The sequence below is a fragment of the Nannocystis pusilla genome, assembly GCF_026626665.1.
GTDB lineage: Bacteria > Myxococcota_A > Polyangia > Nannocystales > Nannocystaceae > Nannocystis > Nannocystis pusilla.
In genome coordinates, this window is record NZ_JAPNKE010000002.1 from 7,253,551 (window position 1) to 7,271,636 (window position 18,086).

Annotated in this window: 15 protein-coding genes; 9 read left to right on the plus strand and 6 right to left on the minus strand. The window is 72.7% G+C overall.

Annotated elements, in window-relative coordinates; all coding sequences use genetic code 11:
* Positions 1–73: 73 nt before the first annotated feature.
* Positions 74–2,620 (plus strand): ATP-binding cassette domain-containing protein, encoded by a 2,547-nt coding sequence (locus OV079_RS31940; protein ID WP_267772913.1) that lies wholly within the window; start codon positions 74–76, stop codon positions 2,618–2,620.
* Between the two features lies 1 nt (position 2,621).
* Here OV079_RS31940 and OV079_RS31945 read toward each other — a convergent pair whose 3' ends face one another.
* Positions 2,622–3,266, minus strand: a complete 645-nt coding sequence (locus OV079_RS31945; RefSeq protein ID WP_267772914.1) for a hypothetical protein — start codon at positions 3,264–3,266, stop codon at positions 2,622–2,624.
* A gap of 522 nt (positions 3,267–3,788) precedes the next feature.
* On the opposite strand from OV079_RS31945, the gene OV079_RS31950 reads away from it, so the two are divergent.
* From OV079_RS31950 to OV079_RS31970, 5 genes are all read left to right on the plus strand, one after another.
* Positions 3,789–4,418, plus strand: coding sequence for a peptidase associated/transthyretin-like domain-containing protein (locus OV079_RS31950; RefSeq protein WP_267772915.1), 630 nt, complete (start codon positions 3,789–3,791; stop codon positions 4,416–4,418).
* A 135-nt stretch (positions 4,419–4,553) separates the two neighbouring features.
* Positions 4,554–5,363: an ABC transporter substrate-binding protein gene (locus OV079_RS31955; RefSeq protein ID WP_267772916.1), complete on the plus strand. Its 810-nt coding sequence runs from the start codon at positions 4,554–4,556 to the stop codon at positions 5,361–5,363.
* Positions 5,364–5,441: 78 nt separating this feature from the next.
* Complete coding sequence (locus OV079_RS31960) at positions 5,442–6,797, plus strand: peptidase M16 family protein (protein ID WP_267772918.1); 1,356 nt, start codon at positions 5,442–5,444, stop codon at positions 6,795–6,797.
* Positions 6,794–8,332: a peptidase M16 family protein gene (locus tag OV079_RS31965; protein ID WP_267772919.1), complete on the plus strand. Its 1,539-nt coding sequence runs from the start codon at positions 6,794–6,796 to the stop codon at positions 8,330–8,332. The genes OV079_RS31960 and OV079_RS31965 overlap by 4 nt, the downstream gene beginning before the upstream one ends.
* 68 nt (positions 8,333–8,400) lie before the next feature.
* Complete coding sequence (locus tag OV079_RS31970; protein WP_267772921.1) at positions 8,401–9,378, plus strand: ATP-grasp domain-containing protein; 978 nt, start codon at positions 8,401–8,403, stop codon at positions 9,376–9,378.
* Positions 9,379–9,581: 203 nt separating this feature from the next.
* On the opposite strand, the gene OV079_RS31975 is transcribed toward OV079_RS31970, so the two are convergent.
* The 3 genes from OV079_RS31975 to OV079_RS31980 all read right to left on the minus strand — a co-directional run bounded on the left by OV079_RS31975 (position 9,582) and on the right by OV079_RS31980 (position 13,120).
* A complete protein-coding gene (locus OV079_RS31975; RefSeq protein WP_267772923.1) occupies positions 9,582–9,986 on the minus strand; it encodes a hypothetical protein in 405 nt (134 codons plus the stop codon).
* Between the two features lie 1,057 nt (positions 9,987–11,043).
* On the minus strand, positions 11,044–11,415 hold the full coding sequence (locus tag OV079_RS58925; protein ID WP_420829440.1) for a pentapeptide repeat-containing protein: 372 nt from the start codon (positions 11,413–11,415) through the stop codon (positions 11,044–11,046).
* A 43-nt stretch (positions 11,416–11,458) separates the two neighbouring features.
* Positions 11,459–13,120 carry a permease gene (locus OV079_RS31980; protein ID WP_267772924.1) on the minus strand — a complete coding sequence of 554 codons (1,662 nt, stop codon included), beginning with the start codon at positions 13,118–13,120 and terminating at the stop codon, positions 11,459–11,461.
* 647 nt (positions 13,121–13,767) lie between these two features.
* Between OV079_RS31980 and OV079_RS31985 the strand changes: the two genes are divergently transcribed.
* Genes OV079_RS31985 through OV079_RS31995 form a run of 3 tightly spaced genes read left to right on the plus strand, consistent with a single transcriptional unit; the run spans position 13,768 to position 15,552 of the window.
* Positions 13,768–14,661 (plus strand): FG-GAP repeat domain-containing protein, encoded by an 894-nt coding sequence (locus tag OV079_RS31985; protein ID WP_267772927.1) that lies wholly within the window; start codon positions 13,768–13,770, stop codon positions 14,659–14,661.
* Positions 14,658–15,179, plus strand: coding sequence for an FG-GAP repeat domain-containing protein (locus OV079_RS31990; RefSeq protein ID WP_267772929.1), 522 nt, complete (start codon positions 14,658–14,660; stop codon positions 15,177–15,179). Before OV079_RS31985 ends, OV079_RS31990 begins: the two co-directional genes overlap by 4 nt.
* A gap of 16 nt (positions 15,180–15,195) precedes the next feature.
* Positions 15,196–15,552 (plus strand): hypothetical protein, encoded by a 357-nt coding sequence (locus tag OV079_RS31995; RefSeq protein ID WP_267772931.1) that lies wholly within the window; start codon positions 15,196–15,198, stop codon positions 15,550–15,552.
* A 3-nt stretch (positions 15,553–15,555) separates the two neighbouring features.
* Here the strand turns inward: OV079_RS31995 and OV079_RS32000 are convergent, their stop codons facing one another.
* Together OV079_RS32000 and OV079_RS32005 are read right to left on the minus strand one after the other, a co-directional pair.
* Positions 15,556–16,080, minus strand: a complete 525-nt coding sequence (locus tag OV079_RS32000; RefSeq protein ID WP_267711385.1) for a DUF2505 domain-containing protein — start codon at positions 16,078–16,080, stop codon at positions 15,556–15,558.
* 580 nt (positions 16,081–16,660) lie between these two features.
* Positions 16,661–17,995, minus strand: coding sequence for a formylglycine-generating enzyme family protein (locus tag OV079_RS32005; protein WP_267772932.1), 1,335 nt, complete (start codon positions 17,993–17,995; stop codon positions 16,661–16,663).
* Positions 17,996–18,086 lie beyond the last annotated feature (91 nt).

Here is an 18,086-nt window from a genome sequence, read left to right on the forward strand (position 1 = left end):
GAATCCGCAGCCTGCCCCCGGCGAAACGCCAGGAAGTCCCGGCGGCCGGCGCCAGCGGGTACGATGTGCCCGCGTGCATGGGCCCGAGGATACGGTCGTCGTCCGCTCTTCGACGACCTACCTGACGATCGAAGTGGCGGGCCGGAAGCTCCAGGACGTGCGCCTGGGCATGGGCCCGCTGCGGATCGGGCGCAAGCAGGACAACGACGTGGTGATCCAGTCGGCCTGCGTCGCGCAACATCACGCGCGGGTCGAGCCGCACCTGCAGGGCCACCGGATCGTCGATCTCGGCCGCGGCAGCGGCCTGTTGTTCCGCGGCCGGCGCGTCCAATCGCACGTGTTCAACGACGGCGACGTGATCCGCATCGCCGACCCGGTGACCGGCAACTTCGTCAGCCTCACCTATCAGGACCTCGGCAAGCGGGCGCAGGCCCAGCCCGAGGCGCCGGTGCAGCGCTGCGCCCTCGACAAGCCGGCGGTGACGATCGGCCGCGAGGGCTGCGACCTGGTGCTGCCGAGCCTCCAGGTCTCGCGCCGCCACGCGACCATCCGCGCCTTCGCCAGCGGCCACGAGCTGACCGATCACGGCAGCGCCAACGGGACCTTCGTCAACGGCGCCCGGGTGCACGTCCACGAGCTCAAGCAGGGCGACGTGCTCCAGATCGGCCCCTTCAAGCTGGTCTACACCGGCAAGTCGCTCGATCAGTTCGAGCAGAAGGGCGCGATGCGGATCGACGCGCGCGAGCTGGTGCGGCTCACGCCGGAGGGCAAGGCGATCCTCCACCGCGTGTCGCTCGTGATCGAGCCGCGAGAGTTCGTCGCACTGGTCGGCTCCTCGGGCGCCGGCAAGAGCACGCTGATGGCCGCGCTGGCGGGCGTGCGTCGGCCCGAGGCCGGCCTGGTGCGGATCGGCAGTGACGACCTGTACGCCAGCTATCACCTGTACCGCGGCGGGATCGGCTACGTGCCGCAGGACGACATCCTGCACCGCCACCTCACCGTCGAGGACGCGCTCCGCTACACCGCGCGGCTGCGCCTGCCGACCGACACCTCGGCGGCCGAGATCGAGGCGCGGATCGTCCGCGTGCTCGAAGAGGTCGAGATGGTCGAGGCGCGCGCGCAGCGGATCACCGAGCTGTCCGGCGGCCAGCGCAAGCGGATCTCGATCGCCTCCGAGCTGCTCGCCGACCCCCATTTGTTCTTCCTCGACGAGCCGACCAGCGGCCTCGACCCCGGGCTCGAGAAGAAGATGATGTACACCCTGCGGTACATCGCCGACTCGGGCCGCACCGTCGTGCTGGTCACCCACGCGACCGCCAACATCACCCAGTGCGACCTCGTCGCGTTCATGGCCGGCGGGCGCCTGGTCTATTACGGCCCGCCCGCGGGCGCGCTGGTCATGTTCGGCGTCACCAGCGGCGACTTCGCCGACATCTACACCAAGCTGGGCGGCAAGGTCGGGCCGCCCGAGGTGATGCGCCAGGGCGAGCTGGCCGCCGAGTACCGCCTGTGGCACGAGCACCACCCGCAGAGCAAGCGCGCGCCGACGATGGCCGAGCTGTGGGAGATCCGCTTCCGCCGCTCCGACGAGTACCGGGTCTACGTGTATGAGCGGCAGACCGACAGCCAGGCCTCGGGGGCCAAGCTCCGCGCGGTCGCGCCGGGCCACTTCCGCATCGCCGCCGAGGAGTCACTGACGTCGGCGCCCACGCCGGCTCCCCCGCCGCCGAGCCACGACGCGTCGTGGCTGTTCCAGACCCGCGTGCTGGCCGACCGCTACGCCAAGCTGATCGCGGCCGACCGCAAGAACCTGCTGATCTTGCTGCTGCAAGCGCCGGTGATCGGCGCGGTGCTGTTGCTCGCGGCGCGGCCGTCGGCGCTGCACATGTCGACCTCGACCAACGGGCGGCTCTTGCTGTTCTTGCTCAGCGTGGTCGCGGTGTGGTTCGGCGTGATCAACTCGGTCCGCGAGATCACGAAGGAGTCGGAGATCTACCGCCGCGAGCGCCTCGCGAGCCTGCGGATCCCCGCGTACCTGCTGTCGAAGTTCGGGGTGCTCGCGGGCCTGTGCGCGGTGCAGAGCCTGGTGCTGATGCTGCTGCTCCTGCTGCGCGTCGACTTCGCCGCCGACTACGTCGCGCTGACCGAGTACGGCCTCATCGACATGACCCGCCAGCCGCCGCTCGGCCTGTGGGGCGGCATGCTCGTCTCGGTGTTCCTCACCTCGCTGTCGGGCGTCGGGCTCGGGCTCTTGATCTCGACCTGGGTGTCGAGCTCCGACAAGGCGATGAGCACCGTGCCGCTGGCGCTGATCCCCCAATTGGTGTTCGCGCTGGCCTTGATGCCGCTGCCCGCGGTCCTGGCCCCGATCTCGTACCTCACCGGCGCGCGCTGGGGCATGGAGTCGATGGGCTCGATCGCCGCGCTGCTCGAGCCGCGCGACATGACCACCTGCGAGTTCCCGGGCGACCCGCTCTCCTGCGAGGTCTACGCCTCGGTCGACTACAGCCCCGCGCCGGAGCACATCGGGATGGTGTGGATCATCCTCGCGGTCTACACGCTGGCGTGCCTGCTGCTGACCGCGTGGATGCTGCGCCGGCGCGACGCCGCCGACAAGTAGCCTACTCCTCGCCGATCTCGATGTTGTACTTCACCGTCATCTGCGGGCCGTTGTAGCGCGGGAACTCGTGGTCGGCCACGGCCTTGCGCACGCACGGGACGATGCCGAACACCTGCAGGCCGCGCGAGGCGGTCACGGTCACCGCGTCGACGCGACCTGTCTTTCCGAGCAGGCTGACGACCATGTCGAGGCGACCGCCCTTGAGGCTGCCGCCGCTATAACAGGCGGCGATCGACAGGCACTCGTTGATCCCGTACTCGACCTCGCGCATGTGAGCGCTCAGCACCTGCTCGTTCAGCTGCTCCTCGCCCTCGCTCCAGTCGAGCACGCGCGGCCGTTCGATGTCGTATTGCGGGATCGCCGAGTCGTCGACCGCGACGTGCTTCTTCGGCAGCTCGTCGCGCTCGTGGGTACACTCGCCCCACGACGTGATCTGCGGCCGCATCGGGATCTCGTTGGTCTCGACCTCCTGCTTGACGGACGTGTCCTCCGAGCTCTCGACCACGCACGTACCGCCCTCGCAGCGGGTGCCCTGGCCACACAGGCCGCCGCATTGGTCGGGCCCGCGAGAATCACTGTTCCGCTTGCAAGCCACCGGGCTCAGGCTGAACGCCACGAGACCGGCGAAGATCATAGTGGTACGCATCGGCCCCCAGGGTAACACCGTCCTGGCTGCAAGAGATGCGGCTCGTCCGAGCTTCCGCGCCGGCGGACGTGCGCGCCTCGGCGAGACAGCGCAGTGCGCCCTCGCGCCGTTCCCGGACGAGCGCCGATCAGCCCGGCCCGCACGCGAGAAACTGTCCCACACCCGCGCACCGACGGCCGAACTCGGACGCGCGACGGCGTGGCCCAGCCTCGCGGCTGGCGACGATCGCCTCCGCCCGACTCGCCCCTCCGGGTCACCGCGCGGACGCCTCCGACGCGTCTCGCCTCGGGTCCGCCACCTTCGTATTTCCGCCTTCACACCGCGACGATTTGCGTCGGCGAACTTCGGCGTTCGTGGCTCGCCCATTTCCCCCGCCGAAATTCTCAATGCCATGAGCACGGCCGCCGCGATCGACGTTCCCCGCGCGCGCCGTCCCGGCCTTGCGATCCGTCATCGGCCGCTCGCGGCTTGCTTCGCGCGCGTGCGGCTCGCATCTTCGGCCGAGGAGGTGCTCGCAGATCGATGACGACCTACACCTGGACTGCGCCGACGCGCCGCGGCTTCTTGTTCGCCTCCGCGGGCCTCGCCGGACTCGGCGCCGTGTTCGCGACCGACGGCGCCCGCGCGTGCGACAAACACCCCGGCCCCGGCGCACCCTCCGAGGGGCGGATCGCCGGGCCGGACGAGCCCGGGGAGCCGATGGAGATCGAAGGCACCGTCTACCGCCCCGACGGCGTCACCCCGGCCGCGGGCGTCGTGCTCTACGCCTATCACACCGGCGTCGACGGCCTCTACGCCGCGACGCCCGGCCCGCCGCGCCTGCGGGCCTGGTTCCGCACCGACCCGCGCGGCCGCTACGCCTATCGCACGATCCGCCCCGCCGCCTACCCCGAGCGCCGCTTCGCCGCCCACGTCCACACCCAATTGTGGAGCGACACCGTCCCCGCCCAGTGGGGCACCGACCTGCTGTTCGCCGACGACCCCTTGCTGTCGGCCGGCCAGCGCCGCGAGTCGGAGGCGCTCGCGCGGTTCGCCAACATCCGCCCGCTCGTCCGCGGCCCCGGCGGTGTGTGGCGCGGCGTCCACGACCTCCGCCTCAAGACCACCGGCGACCACTTCGAGGACAACACCCGCCACGGCCTCCAGGGCTGACGTGGGGCCTGTCTCTCGGGACACATCACATGTCCCCGCGGACATCCTGTCTCAAAAAACATGTCCCGAGGGACATCCACGCCCCCGCCGCAGCGGACGCTTGTCTCGCGCGCCGGGGGCGGTCATCCTGAGCGCATGTGGACCCGTCGGGCCGTCACCCGCCTCGTCTGGCCGCTGGGCGCCTGGCTGGCGTGCGGCGGCGGCGAGCGGGCCCGGCCGCTCCGCCTGGCGACCACCACCAGCGTCCACGACAGCGGCCTCATGGGCGTCCTCGGGCCCGCCTTCACCGCGGCGAGCGGTCGGCCGGTCGAGGTCGTCGCCGTCGGCTCGAAGCGGGCGATCGAGCTGCTCGCCACCGGCCAGGTCGACGGCGCAGTGACGCACAGCCCGGTCGAGGAGGCGCAGGCCCTGGCGAGCGGGCGGATCGGCGGGCGCATCCCCTTCATGCGCAACGCCTACGTCCTCGTCGGTCCGGCCGCCGCCGCCGGGGTCGTCGCCGGCGCCACCGACATCCGCGGCGCCCTGCGGGCCGTCGCCGGCTCCGGCCGCCGCTTCGTCGCCCGCGGCGACGAGTCCGGCACCCACCAGCGCGAGCTGCAGCTGTGGGCCGCCGCCGGCGTCCCGTCCGAGAGCGCCTTCATCCTCCGGATCCACGGCAGCATGGCCGAGGCGCTGGCCCTGGCCGCGCGCGAACACGCCTTCACCCTCAGCGACCGCGCCACCTTCCTCGCCCGCCGCGGCGATCTCGGGCTCGCCGTCCTGTTTCAGGGCGGCTCCGAGCTCGACAACGTCTACTCCGTGCTCGAGCCCGCCCCGCAGGCCGGCGGCGACCTCGACGGCGCGCGCGCCTTCGTCGAGTTCCTGCGCTCTCCGGCGGGCCGGAGCCTGATCGGCAGCTTCGGCGTCGACACCGTGGGCGAGCCGCTGTTCACCCCGGTCGAGTGAGGCAAAAAGCCGCCCCGGGCCGGCCCGAGCCGAGAGATCCTTGCCCTCTACCGCGCCAGCGGATACCACCTCCTCAGCATGCTCGCCCCTCGCCGCCCCCGCGCCCTCGGCGCGGCGCTCGCCCTGCTCGGGTTGATGGTCGGCGAGCCGGCGGCCCTCGCCGCGCCCGCCGCCCCCGCGCCCGCGCCGGCCCCCGCGGCAGCGCCCGCGGCGGCCCCCACGGAACCTGCCCCGAAGGACAGCCCCGCCGTCGGCGCCGACACCGTCCTCGACGTCGTCCTGCCGAGCGGCCTACGCGTGCTCGCGGCCCGCGACCTCAGCCTGCCGGTCGCCGCGGTCGTGCTCGCGGTCGAGGTCGGCAGCGAGGACGACCCGCCCGAGCACCCGGGCCTGGTCCACGCGCTCGCCTATCACCTCCACCAGGGCAACCGCGAGCTGCGGCCCGGCGAAGCGATCGCCGCGGCCCAGGACGCCGGCGGCGTCCACCTCCTGGCCACCGGGCCCGGCCAGATCCGCTCTGAATCGCTGGTGCCGATCTCCCGCCTCGAGGAGGTCCTGTTCGCCGAGTCGCAGCGGCTCCGCTTCCCCACCGTCGACAAGCGCCGCTGGGACATCAGCCTCGGCTGGGCCGGCTCCGACGTGCGCAGCCCGGCCGGCCTGCGCCCCGGCGACCTCGCCGCGCTCCACGGCGCCGCCGGCCTCGGCCACGACGGCCGCGCGGTCGACCGCTCCCTCGCCGACATCACCCCTCCGGCCCTCGCCGCGGCCCTGGCGGCCAAGTTCAGCTACGCCCGCGCCACCCTCGTCGTCGTCGCTCCCGAGCCGCCCGAGGTCATCCTCGACCAGGTCCGGGCCCGCTTCGCCGACTTGCCGCCCGCGACCCGCGCCTTGCCGGTCCGCTCGCCGCCGCCGGCGAGGCCCCCCGTGCCGGCGATTGCCGCGAGCGGCAAGCCGCCCCTGTTCGCCTGGCCGGTCCCGGCCGACGGCGCCTCCTCGGCCTGGGCCGGCGCGATCTGCCGCGCCCTCAACCGCCAGAAGCCGGCCGCCGAGGAGCCCCGCAAGTCGCGGATCGGCTGCGACTTCGACCCCGACCCGCGCCGCGCCGCGCTGGTCCTGCGGGCCGTCGGCGCCGACGATCCGGCCGCCTTCGTGCGCGCCCGCCTGGCCCGCCTCGGCGGCCCCGACCAGCCGCTGCTGACCTCCCAGGCCCAGTTCATGGCCCAGGCGATCCGCCTCTACGCCCGCACCGCCCTCGGCCTGGCCCGCCTGCTGGCCGCCTCGCCGGCGCACATCCCCGGCCCCGTCGCCGTGGACAGCCCGACCGCGCGCCGCCGCGACGACCTGCTCGGCCTCACCAGCCTCGCCGGCCGCCCCGGCCTCAACCTCACCGTCGAGGACGCGCTCCTCATCGGCCCCGCGGAGCCCAAGCCTTGACCCGACGTCCCCGGCTGCGCGCCTGCCTGCTGACCGCCGTGCTGCTGTCTCTCGGGACAGGCTGCAAGCGCAAGGACACCGTCAAGGTCGAGATCTTCGACGAGGCCGCGCCGCCGGCCTTGACCGAGGCGCTCGGCGCCCTGGCCCCGCCGTGGCCCGCGCCCGAGCGGGTCGTCCTCGCTGACGGCCTCCTCGTCCACTGGCTGCGCGAGGAGGGCACCCCGGCGGTGCACCTGCGCCTGGTCTTTCCGACAGGTGACCTCAAGCCCGCGCTGCAGGGCGCCCCGGCGCTGATCGCCGCCCGCAGCGTCGCGCTCGAGCTCGAGGCCCTGGCCGCGCGCCTGTCGATCCGGGTCGAGTTCACCCCGCGGGCCGGCCGCTACGAGGTCGCCGTCCACGGCGTCGACGCCGAGCTGCCCGCCATCCTCGCCGGCCTCGGCGACATCTTCTCCGCGCCCGGCCTCGACGGTCCGCTCGCTCGCGCCCGCAAGCAGGTCGCCCACGACCTGCGCTCGCCCGACGCCGAGAGCCAGGCGCTCGGGGTCCTCACCGCGCGCCTCCTCGGCACCGCGCCGGCGCACGAGCAGATCACCGCCGCCGCCGTGCAGGACGCCCCCGAGACCGCCCTGCGCGACGCCTGGGAGGCCCTCACCGACCCGCGCAGCGCCCTCTTCGTCGTCCACGCCGGCGACACGCTCGCCGCCCACGAGGACGGCCTGGCCGACCTCGCCGGCCGCTGGAAGCAGCGGGTCAAGCTGATCGCCGCCCGCGAGGCCACCGAGGAGGCGCTGGTCCGCCTGCGCCAGGGTCCGCGCCCGGCCGCCCCGCCGGCGCAGCACCTGAGGCGCCCGCCGATCGCCCCGCTCGAGCGGGTCGACCCGCCCGCCTCGGGCCGCGGCAGCCGCAGCTTGCTCGTCCTCGGCCGCTCGCTCCCGCTGGCGACCGCGCGCGACCGCAGCCTCGCGCGCCTGGTCCAGCGCCATCTGCAGGCCGAGCTCGACATCCGCCTCAGCATCACCGGCACCGTCGGCCTGTTCACGATCCACGTCCCGCTCGGCGCCGCCGGTCGCGGCAAGCCGGCCGCCGACCCGCTGGAAGAGGTCGAGGCCGCCGAGCAGGCCGCCGACCCGTCCGAGGCCGACCCGCTGAGCCGCCGCCTGCGGCGCGAGCTCACCGTCATCCGCGACTACCTGCGCGAGCGCCCGCTGGCCCAGGACCTGCTCGGCGCCGCCCAGCTGTGGCTCGGCGCGCGCATGGTCGCCGCCAGCGTCGGCGGCGAGGACTGGACCGCGCTGTGGAGCGAGGCCCTCGACCTCTCGGTCGCCGACGGCGAGATCGTCGCCGCCCTCGCCCGCGACGCCGAGACCATGCTCGCCGCCACCCCCGACGAGGCCGCCGCCTTCATCACCCGCTGGCTCGACCTCGAGAAGAGCGAGCCCGGCTGGGCCTGGGTCGCCGTGGGCAACGAGGCCGACCTCAAGGGCATCATCGCCGCCGAGAGCAAGGGCATCCAGTTCGAGCCCCCGCCCGAGTGACGCCTGTCCGAAGGGACAGGCGATGCCCTGTCCCGCCCGCTCTCATACTCCTGATACAATCAGCGCCCATGAAGCGCACCATCGTCGTCGTGAACGGCGAGCGAGACTGGCACACCCGCTTTCCGGGCGCGGAGGTCGTCTACGGTCGGATCCAGGACTGCGCGTGGGTGTTGCGGGACGGTGAGCTGTGGTACGTCGACCGTGAGGCGGCGACTCGCGTGGGGGGCGTGCTGTGGCGCGTGGGCGCGATCCGCCCGAGCGAGCGTTACCGGACGGCGCTCGAGATCATCCGGCTCAGCGGCGTGCCCTGCGTCAACCCTGCCGGAGCTTTACTCCGCGGCTTCGATCGGCTCTCGATGCTCGCGGAGCTGAGGACGGCCGGCCTTCCGGTCGTCCCGTTCGACGTCGCGGTCGGGGACGACATGGCGCGGCGGCTCGGCCGGACATTCCCGCTCGTCGTCAAGGCGGGCAACCACCACGCCGGCCTGGGCAAGATGCGGGTGTGCGACCAGGAGTCGTGGGGAGACGTCGCCGACCTGCTGTTCGCAGTCGATGATTACGTGACCGTCGAACCGTACATCGCGTATCGGCGCGACGTCCGCTGCCTGGCGATCGGCGAGCGCTATTGGGCGATGGAGCGCGAAGGACGCGGCTGGAAGGCCAATGTCGACACGCGAAAATACCGCCTCATCGAGCCCCCGAGCCGCTCGTCCAGCACACGCGCGCCGCGATGCGACACCTGCACGCCGACACGCTGGCTCTGGACTTCCTCGAGCAGGAGGACGGACAGTTTGTCGTGCTGGAGAGCAACGACACGCCAGGATTGTCGGGCTTCCCGGACGAGGTACGCGCAGAGCTCGCCGACTGTCTGGCGCGACAGCTCGGTTGAGCCGGCCGCGGATGTTCATGGATCCGCGGGCACGACGACGAGCGCTCGTGGCTCGGTGCGAGCGAAGGGTGGGCGGAGCTCGTCGATGGTTGCGTCGGGTCGACGAACTCTAAAAGACGGCAAAAGCCCGCGGCCCAGGCGCCGACGCGGCCGGTAACGCGGGCCTGTCTGCGCCACCCTGTCAGACGCGCCGACGAAGGGCCGACGATTCGCGACTCCGGCACGGCGTTCGTCCGCCGCTCCCCGTGCCCCCTCGGGGTGCGCCCCGGAGCGGACGGCGAATGCGGCTCATGCGTCCCGCGTCTCCCCTCGCGCTGATGCCGGCGCATTCGCCATACCGACGAATGCGCCGGCGCGCCCTCACTGCGGCTTCGGCAGCTCCTCGGTGCCCTCGCAGATCCGCGGCCCCCCGCACGACTCGTCGACGGCGCAGATCCGCGTCAGCGGCTCGAGGGCGGCCGCGATGTCGCGGACGTCGCAGCGCGCCCGGGCGCACGCCTCCAGGCCGGTGCTCGCGTCGGACATACAATCGAGCACGCAGCTGCACGAGCGCTCGTCGTCGCAGGCCTGCACCCCGTCGCAGCAGGCGATCCGCAGGCACGAGCGGCACTCCGGATCGCCTTCCTCCGGCCAGCACTCGCTGCCTGGGCCGCCCTCGTTGCCGCCCTCGTCGCCTCCGCCTGACGGCTCGAGGTCGCACTCGTGAATGAAGGGAATGGCGAACACGAGGCTCGCCGCGAGGACGCTCGCAGAATGAAATAGCATGATTCTCTCCTTCTCGGCGCCGGACCGAACCGACCGTACGTCTGTCCGCCCCGTCGTCTGCGTGAACTCTGCTTCAGACCGCGGTACCGTCAATCACCGAATGTTGACATCGGGCACACGCTCCCACCTGTGACGCACTGCCCTGATCCCGCAGCCTCCGGCGAACGTGCGCTGCAGAACACCGGTCCGCCGGCTTTGACGGGCCTATTCAGGCCCGCTCCGAAGCGCCCGCTCGCCCCGCCCGTCGCGGCCTGTGCCGCCCGGCACATTCGCACCGGCGATCTGGCGCACGCGCACCCATCGCCTTATATCCCCCTTTCCTTGCAACACCCCGCAGCCGCCCGCGCTGGGTCGATTCGCAGCACCATTGCGAAATCTCTCCTCCCACGAATGCCATCACCGCGCCCACTGGGCGAGGTTCTCATGGACGACCGCGACCGGGTCACGTGCTTCCCGGATGATCATGCCCGGACAGGATAGCCGGCGACGCGAGCGATCACAAAAGCGGCCGCTGCACGCCGGGGCGAACGCCTGGCGGCGCGCGCACGGCAGGCCAGAGCGACCTCGCCTCCGCACGACGGCCTCGGGCGTGCACTGCTGCGAATGATACGCCTGCTAATGCGAGTGCCCACCCCGCCCGCGCGGGAGGACCTCGTGCGCATCATGCTCGTGCGAGTGATGCTCGTGCGCCTCGTGCCCGCGCGAGCGATCCTCGTGCGCCTCATGCCCGCGCGAGCGCGCGTGGTGCCCGTGCGAGTGCGAATGCGCGTGGCGCTTCTCGTGCGAGTCATGCGCGTGCGAATCATGCCCGTGCGAGTCATGCTCGTGCGAGTCATGCTCATGCGAGCGATACCCGTGCGAGCCATGCTCGTGCGAGTGATGCCCGTGCGAGTCATGCCCGTGCGAATCGTGCTCGTGCGAGTGACGCCCGTGCGAGTGATGCCCGTGCGAGCCATGCTCGTGCGAGTGATGCCCGTGCGAATCATGCCCGTGCGAGTCATGCCCGTGCGAATCATGCCCGTGCGAATCGTGCCCGTGCGAGTCGTGCTCGTGCGCCTCATGCCCGCGCGAGTGTGATTGCGCGGGGTGCCCGTGCGAGTGAGAATGCGCGTGGCGATGCTCGTGCGAGTGATGCTCGTGCGAGTGATGCTCGTGCGAGTGATGCTCGTGCGAGTGATGCTCGTGCGAGTGATGCTCGTGCGAGTGATGCTCGTGCGAATGACGCTCGTGCGAGTCGTGCTCGTGCGAGTGATGCGAGTGCGAATGACGCTCGTGCGAGTCGTGCTCGTGCGAGTGATGCTCGTGCGAGCCGTGCCCGTGCGCATCGTGCCCGTGCGAGCACCCCTCGTGCGAATGATGCGAATGCCCGCACCCGCCGTGCGCGTGCCCGGCCTCGCCGTGGTCGTGCGAATGTCCCTCGCGCTCCCACAGCCGAGCAAAGAACGCCTGCGGACCCTGGCGCACGAAGGATATCAAAAAAGCCCCGCGAGCGCCCACGCGGCCGCCTCGGCCAGCGGACCGTGCCCCGCGTGCGGCTGCACGCCGGCCACCCCGCGCAGGTCCGGCAGCGCCAGGTCGACCACCAGCCCGAGCCCGACCGCCAGCGCCAGCATCGCCGCCGCGAAGCGGGCCGCCGTCGCCCGGCCGTGCTCCTGCGCCAGCACCCCGAACGTCGTCGCGTTCGTCGCCGGCCCCGTCAGCAGGAACGCCAGCGCCGCCCCCGGGCTCAGCCCCTTCGCCAGCAGCGCCGCCACCAGCGGCGTCGCCCCCGACGCGCACACGTAGATCGGCACCCCGAGCGCCGCGAACAGCAGCACCTGCAACGGCCCCGGGATCGCCATCAACGCCGACGGATCGATCCACGGCTCGATCAGCGCCGCCACCAGCAGCCCGAGCCCGATCCACGGCGCCGTCGTGTCCACCAATTCGCCGAAGCCCGTCCGCAGCCCGCTCCACAGCCGCGCCAGCGCCGGCCCGCGCGGCCCCGCCTCGGGCTCGCTGCTGCCGCCGATCCGCCGCGCCCGTCCGCCGACCCACCAGCCGACCAGCCAGGCCACCAGCGCCGCCGCGACCACTCGCAGCACCGTCATCTCCGCCCCGAGCAGCGGCCACGACAGCAAGATCGCGTCGACCCCGAGCTCCGGCGTGGCGATGAAGAACGCCATCGCCGCCGCCGCCGGCACCCCGCGCTGCAGCAGGCTGCGGTACACCGGCACCACCCCGCACGAGCACAGCGGCAGCGGCAGCCCGACCGCCACCCCGCGCAGCGCCTGCCCGGCCGGCCCTCCGCGCTGTAGCCACCGCACCGGCGCCTCCGGCATCAACCCCGACACCAGCCCCGCCAGCGCGTACGCCAGCAGCAGCGCCGGCGCGCTCTCTCGCAGCAGCTTGCCCAGCGCCGCCAGGGTGCGCGCCAGCGGGTCGGTCGCCCCGTGCGTCTCCGCGGCCAGCGCCACCAGCAGCCCGAGCCCGACCAGCCCGCCGGCGGCCGCGCCGATGCGGGCCCCGCGGCTACCTGTCTCTTGGGACCTGTGCCCAACGACATGTAACAACAGACCGCCGACGATCGCGTGGAACAGCCCGAGCCAGCTGGCGTCGAGCACCGCGAACGAGGCGTCGGCGAACACGTAGCCGGCCACCGTGGCCGCCCCGAGCAGCAGCAGCGCCCCTGCGGCCACCACGAACCCCGCCGGCGACAGCAGCCACCACACCCCGACCGCCACCGGCAGCTGGTGGGCGATCACCGCCACCTCGAGCCCGTGCGAATCGCCCTCCTCGAGGTGCGCCAGGGCCAGCGCCAGCCCGTCGGTGAAGGCGTGCAGCGCCATGCCGAGGATCGCCAGCGTCAGCGCGGCGCGGTGGGTCCCGCGGGCCGCCATCCGCAGCGGCCCCTCGGCGATCGCCGGCCCTGCCAGCCCGGCGAGCAGGGCCAGGAACGCCGGCCAGCCGGCCAGCGCCAGAGCGCGCGGCACGATCTCGAGCGCCACCAGCCCCGTGACCGCCACCAGCACGAAGCTGTCGAGCGCCGCCATCGTCACGCGCTCGCGACGGGCCGCCGCGTGGAGCAGCGGCCCGAGCACCAGCGCCACCACGCTGATCGCGAGGGTCCAGGTGCCGTGGGAGTCGCCGGGCATCGCGGGCGCGACCATAGCCCGAAATCGCCGCGCGGCGGCACCGGTCCGGACGCCGTTTCCAGGCCGTCCGCACGCGAGTCGGCGGCAGTCGGGCCCGCCGCGACCGCGGCGTCGCCACCCGCGCCGCCCGGTCGTCCCACCTGGCCGGCAGCTCACACCTCGCCGCCACGCGTCGATTCTCACCTCGCGCCCGCGACAACGCATGCCGCCGCGACACCTTCGCCGCGCCGCGGACTATCGCCTTCGCCGGCTCCTCGTCCCTCGCGACATCGGCGTGACCATCACCGCCGTCCCGCACCGCCATCGTCCGCGGCCCGACTGCTTTTTCCACGGCCGCCCCTCCGCTGGCTCCTCCGCGACCTGCTTCGTCCCCGCCGCCCCATCCTCCGCCGCCTGGCTTCTCCGCGACCTGCTTCGTCCCCGCGGCCCGTCATCCGCGCCCCCATCGCCTCCGCGGCCGCGCCTTCACCCTCGCCGCCTCACCTGGCGGAAGTGCCATGGCCCATTCGCCATGTCCTTTCGCACCCGAAGTCGCGTGCCGCGCCGCACGCGCAAGCCGAGGCCCTTCCGCCTTTGCCGTTCGCGGCGGCCCGGACGAGCGACGCTGCGCGTTGACGGCCCCTGGCGGCGCCCGCCATCCTCCCGCCATGGCCTTTTGGACACGGTATCTCCTCGCGCTGGCGGCGGTGGCGGCGTGCGGCGGCGGCGACGGCGACGACACGGGCACGACGGGCAGCATGCCCACCTCGACCATGACCATGGCGACGGCCGCCACCATGAACCCCGGCACGACCACCACCGGCGACGGCGAGAGCACCACCGGCACCACCACGGGCGAGGCCACCACCATCGAGCCCACCACCGCGGCTCCGGTCACCAGCAGCACCACCGCCATGGCCTGCGTCGACGGCGAGGCCGACTGTCCTTGCCTGCCCCTTGCGACATGTTTCCCGGGCCTCGAGTGCATCGAAAACGTGTGCGTCGGCATGGAGACGCCGGCCATGTGCGGCGACGGTCAGGCCATGCCGGGCGAGGTCTGCTTCAAGCCGTTCACCGCCCTCGGCATGGGCTCCGGCCCGATCTCCGTCGCCGTCGCCGACTTCAACAAGGACGGCAACGACGACGTCGCCTGCGCCAACAACATGACCAATAACGTCACCGTCCGCACCGGCAAGGGCGACGGCACCTTCAACGCGCTGAGCGCCCTCGGCGTCGGCATGGGCCCGTACGCGGCCGCCACCCCCGACCTCAACGACGACGGCGCGCCCGACCTCGTCACCGCCAACATCACCGGCAACGACCTCTCGGTCTATCTCAACAGCGGCGGCGGCATGCTCACCGCCCAGCCCGCGGTCCCGGCCGGCGCCCAGGCGCGCCACGTCGTCGCCGCCAAGCTCAACGCCGACGACTTCGACGACCTCGTCGTCGCCAACTACATGGACAACACCCTCACCGTGCTGCTCGGCGACGGCGTCGGCTTCCTGCGCCCGCGAGCGTCGCCGTCGGCACCGGGCCGACCTGGATCGCCGTCGGCGATATGAACGGCGATCAGAACCTCGACCTCGTCAGCGCCAACTACGGCGCCAGCAGCCTCAGCGTCTCGCTCGGCAACGGCCTCGGCAACTTCGGCCCGCCGACCGGCTCGCCCGCCGGCGGCCAGGTCTACGCCGTCGAGGTCGCCGACCTCAACGGCGACGGTGACATGGACGCCGTCGTCACCATCCCGGCCGCCGGCCAGGTGTTCATCCTCCAGGGCAACGGCCTCGGCGGCTTCGGCGGCGCGATCCCCTACCCCTGCGGCGCCGACCCCATCGGCCTCCTCCTCCACGACGTCTCGGGCGACGGCGCCATCGACATCATCGTCGCCAACCGCGGCGCCAACACCGTCAGCGTCCTGCGCGGCAACGGCAACGGCGGCTTCACGGCCCCCGAGGCGTTCCCCGTCGGCGCCGCCCCCTACGTCGTCGCCCTTGGCGATTTTAATAAGGACGGCGTGGTCGACCTCGTCACCGCCAACAACGGCGACAGCACCGTCAGCGTGCTGATCGGCAACCCCTGATCATGTCCTGCAGGACATGTCCGCGAGGTCATTCATGACAGTCCTCGAGGACATGTCCCCTGAAACAGCCAGGAGCGCGCTGCTCGAGCGCCTGCGCCACGTGTCCGAGGCGGCCATGTGCGCCCAGTGGTACGGGGCGCTCGAGTACATCGTCTGGGACCGGCTCGGCCGCGGGCCGTCGCGGTTCGGCCAGCTGCTCCTGGGCGAGGACCTGCTGGCCGAGCTCGCCGCGCTGGCGCAGCGGGCCGGCGGGTGGTTCGTGTTCGCCTGGGACGCCGACGAGCCGGCGTTCATCGCCCTCGCCGACTGGCTGCCGCGCTTCGAGGACTGGCTGCGGGCCGTCCCCGAGCTCGAGCGCCCGCGCGACCGCTGAGGCTCAGGAGCTCGCCTTGCCGTTGGCGCGCAGCCACTGGTTGGTGTAGTCGGCGGCCTTTTGATAGCTCTCGCGCATCGTCTTCTCGAGGAACTTCTCGACCATCCCGCCGACGCCGAACATCTTGACCTCGATCTCGAACTCGGCGACGCGGTCCGACTGACCGGGCCCGGTGCGCTCGAGCCACATCTCGGCCTTGATCGTCGTCTTGTCGGCCAGCTTGGACGGCAGGACCCTGGCGATCCACTTCGGCGCGTTGGGCCCGGCGACCTCGAGGCGGCCCTCCTCGACGTACGAGACCGAGTCGCCCAGCACCTTGCGGATCGCCGCCGGCGCGTCGATCTTCGGCGTCACCCGCACCTTCCGCGTCTTGCGGCCGTCGGGCGGGCTCGTCTCCTCGACGACGTCGAACGCCTCGAACTCGAGGCCTTTCTTGTAGAGCTTCTCGTTGTAGTCGTGGTCGAAGAACACCTCGCGCCAGAACGGCTCCGGCTCGATGGCGTACGGGTGCCTGATCGTGAACTTCATCGCCCGGGGTTTTTTCACGCGCCCGCGCCCGCGTCAACCGCCGGCGGCGCGGGCCTCTGCGCGCACGCACCCTGGCGCGCCGGCCCTCGCGCCGCGTGCTCGCCACGCCGACCCGCGGCTCCGCGCAAGCTGCGCGAAGGCGCGTCTCCGCGGCTCGGCTCGACTACGAGGCGTGGTCGGTTCCCACGCACCCGCAGTCCCAGCGACAGACCTCGTCCTGCTTGGGGCCGCACTCTCCGTCGATGTTCTCGACGAGAGGTGCAGGACCCAGTACTCGTCGCAGTCGTCGGCCGTGTTGCCGCAGGCGAAGAAGTCCAACAGGGCGGGCGCGCACTCGGGAGCCTCCCACTTCGCCAACCGCATCTCCTGATCGCGAAGGCAGGCGTCCACCGCCGCATAGTCCGGTCCGTACCCGCACTCGATCAGCAACTCACAGCGCTTTCGGAGGATCTCCTGCTCCGAATCGCCCGGGGTCGATCCGGAGCTCGAGGTCCCCGAGTCTGTTTCCTGCTGCGACGGACGCTCGGTACAGGCGAGAAAGAAACCGGCGAAGACCACCAGCGCCCGGAACATGGGCGCTTCACTTCGCCGGCGCGCCGCGCTGCAGCGCCTCCGCCTCGCGGGCATTCGCCGCGCAGCGGAAGCCGAAGTGGTGGAACGGCTGATTGCTGGGGAAGTGCGGCCGGCGCCACACCCCGGTCGCGTACGACGCGTCCCAGTACCACGACCCGCCGCGGACGATCTTGCGCAGCTTGCCCGGGCACTCGCGGGCCACCTCGCCGTCCTTCGCGCACGGACCGAGCGGATCGATCCCCTCGCAGTCGGCCCCGCACTCCGCGTAGCTGCGGGTGAACCAGTCGGCCACCCACTCCCACGAATTGCCGGACATGTCGTAAAGGCCATATCGGCCCGGAGCCCGCGAGCCGACCTCCCACGGCCGCCCCGTGTCCGGCTTGCTGCCCTGCTTCTTGACCCCGCAGCCGCGCCCCGTCGCGTCCTTCAGGATCGCCCGCTCGCAGGTCGCCGGCTCGTCGCCCCACGGGTGCAGCGCCCCGTCGGGTCCGCGGGCGCCCTTCTCCCACTGCGCCTCGCTCGGCAGCCGCTTGCCCTGGGCTTTGCAATAGCCCTCGGCGTGGAACCAGTTGACCCCGTTGACCGGCTGCTTCGGCCGGTCGAAGTCGGAGTACGCCGGCCCGCCTTTCGGGTCGCAGCGCTTGGCCTTCACGCACGCCTTGTACTCGGCGTACGTCACCTCGTTGAGGTCGAGGTAGTACGTCTGCAGCCACACCCGCGCCTGCGGCCGCGCGTGCTCGGGCCCGGTGTCGCTGCCGCGGAGAAACCACCCCGCCGGGATGCACGCCATCCCCGGCGGCGGCGGGTCGAGGCAGGCGATCGGCGCCGGCGCCCCGGGCGGCGGCGGGTCGTCGGCGAGAGAGTCGCCCGAGCCACCTGTCCCTGCGGCCAGCCCGGCACTCGCGCCAGGTGCCCCCGCGGACGGACCGGAGCCCGCGCCGCCTGTCCCTCCGGACAGACCAGGCGCACCTGTCCCTCCGGACAGGACACCCGCGCCTCCGGACGCACCTGTCCCTCCGGACAGGCCACCCGCGCCTCCGGACGCACCTGTCCCTGCGGACAGGCCACCCGCGCCTCCGGACGCACCTGTCCCTCCAGACAGGCCGCCCGCGCCACCGGACGCACCTGTCCCTCCGGACAGACCACCCGCGCTCCCGGACCCACCTATCCCTCCGGACAGATTACCCGCGCTCCCGGACGCACCTGTCCCAGCGGACATCCGACTCGCGGCCCCGGGCGCCCGCGAACCATCACCTGTCCCTTCGGGCAGCCCAGGACCCGCGGCCCCGGCCCCACCCGCGGCCGGCGCCGCGCCCCCGTGCTCGCCTGTCCCGGCGGACATGTCCGAAGAGCCAGCGACCGCCGGCGCGCTGCCTGGCCCCGCGGCCCCCGGCGCCTGGTCCGAGGGACCTGCCCGACAGGACAGGCCCACG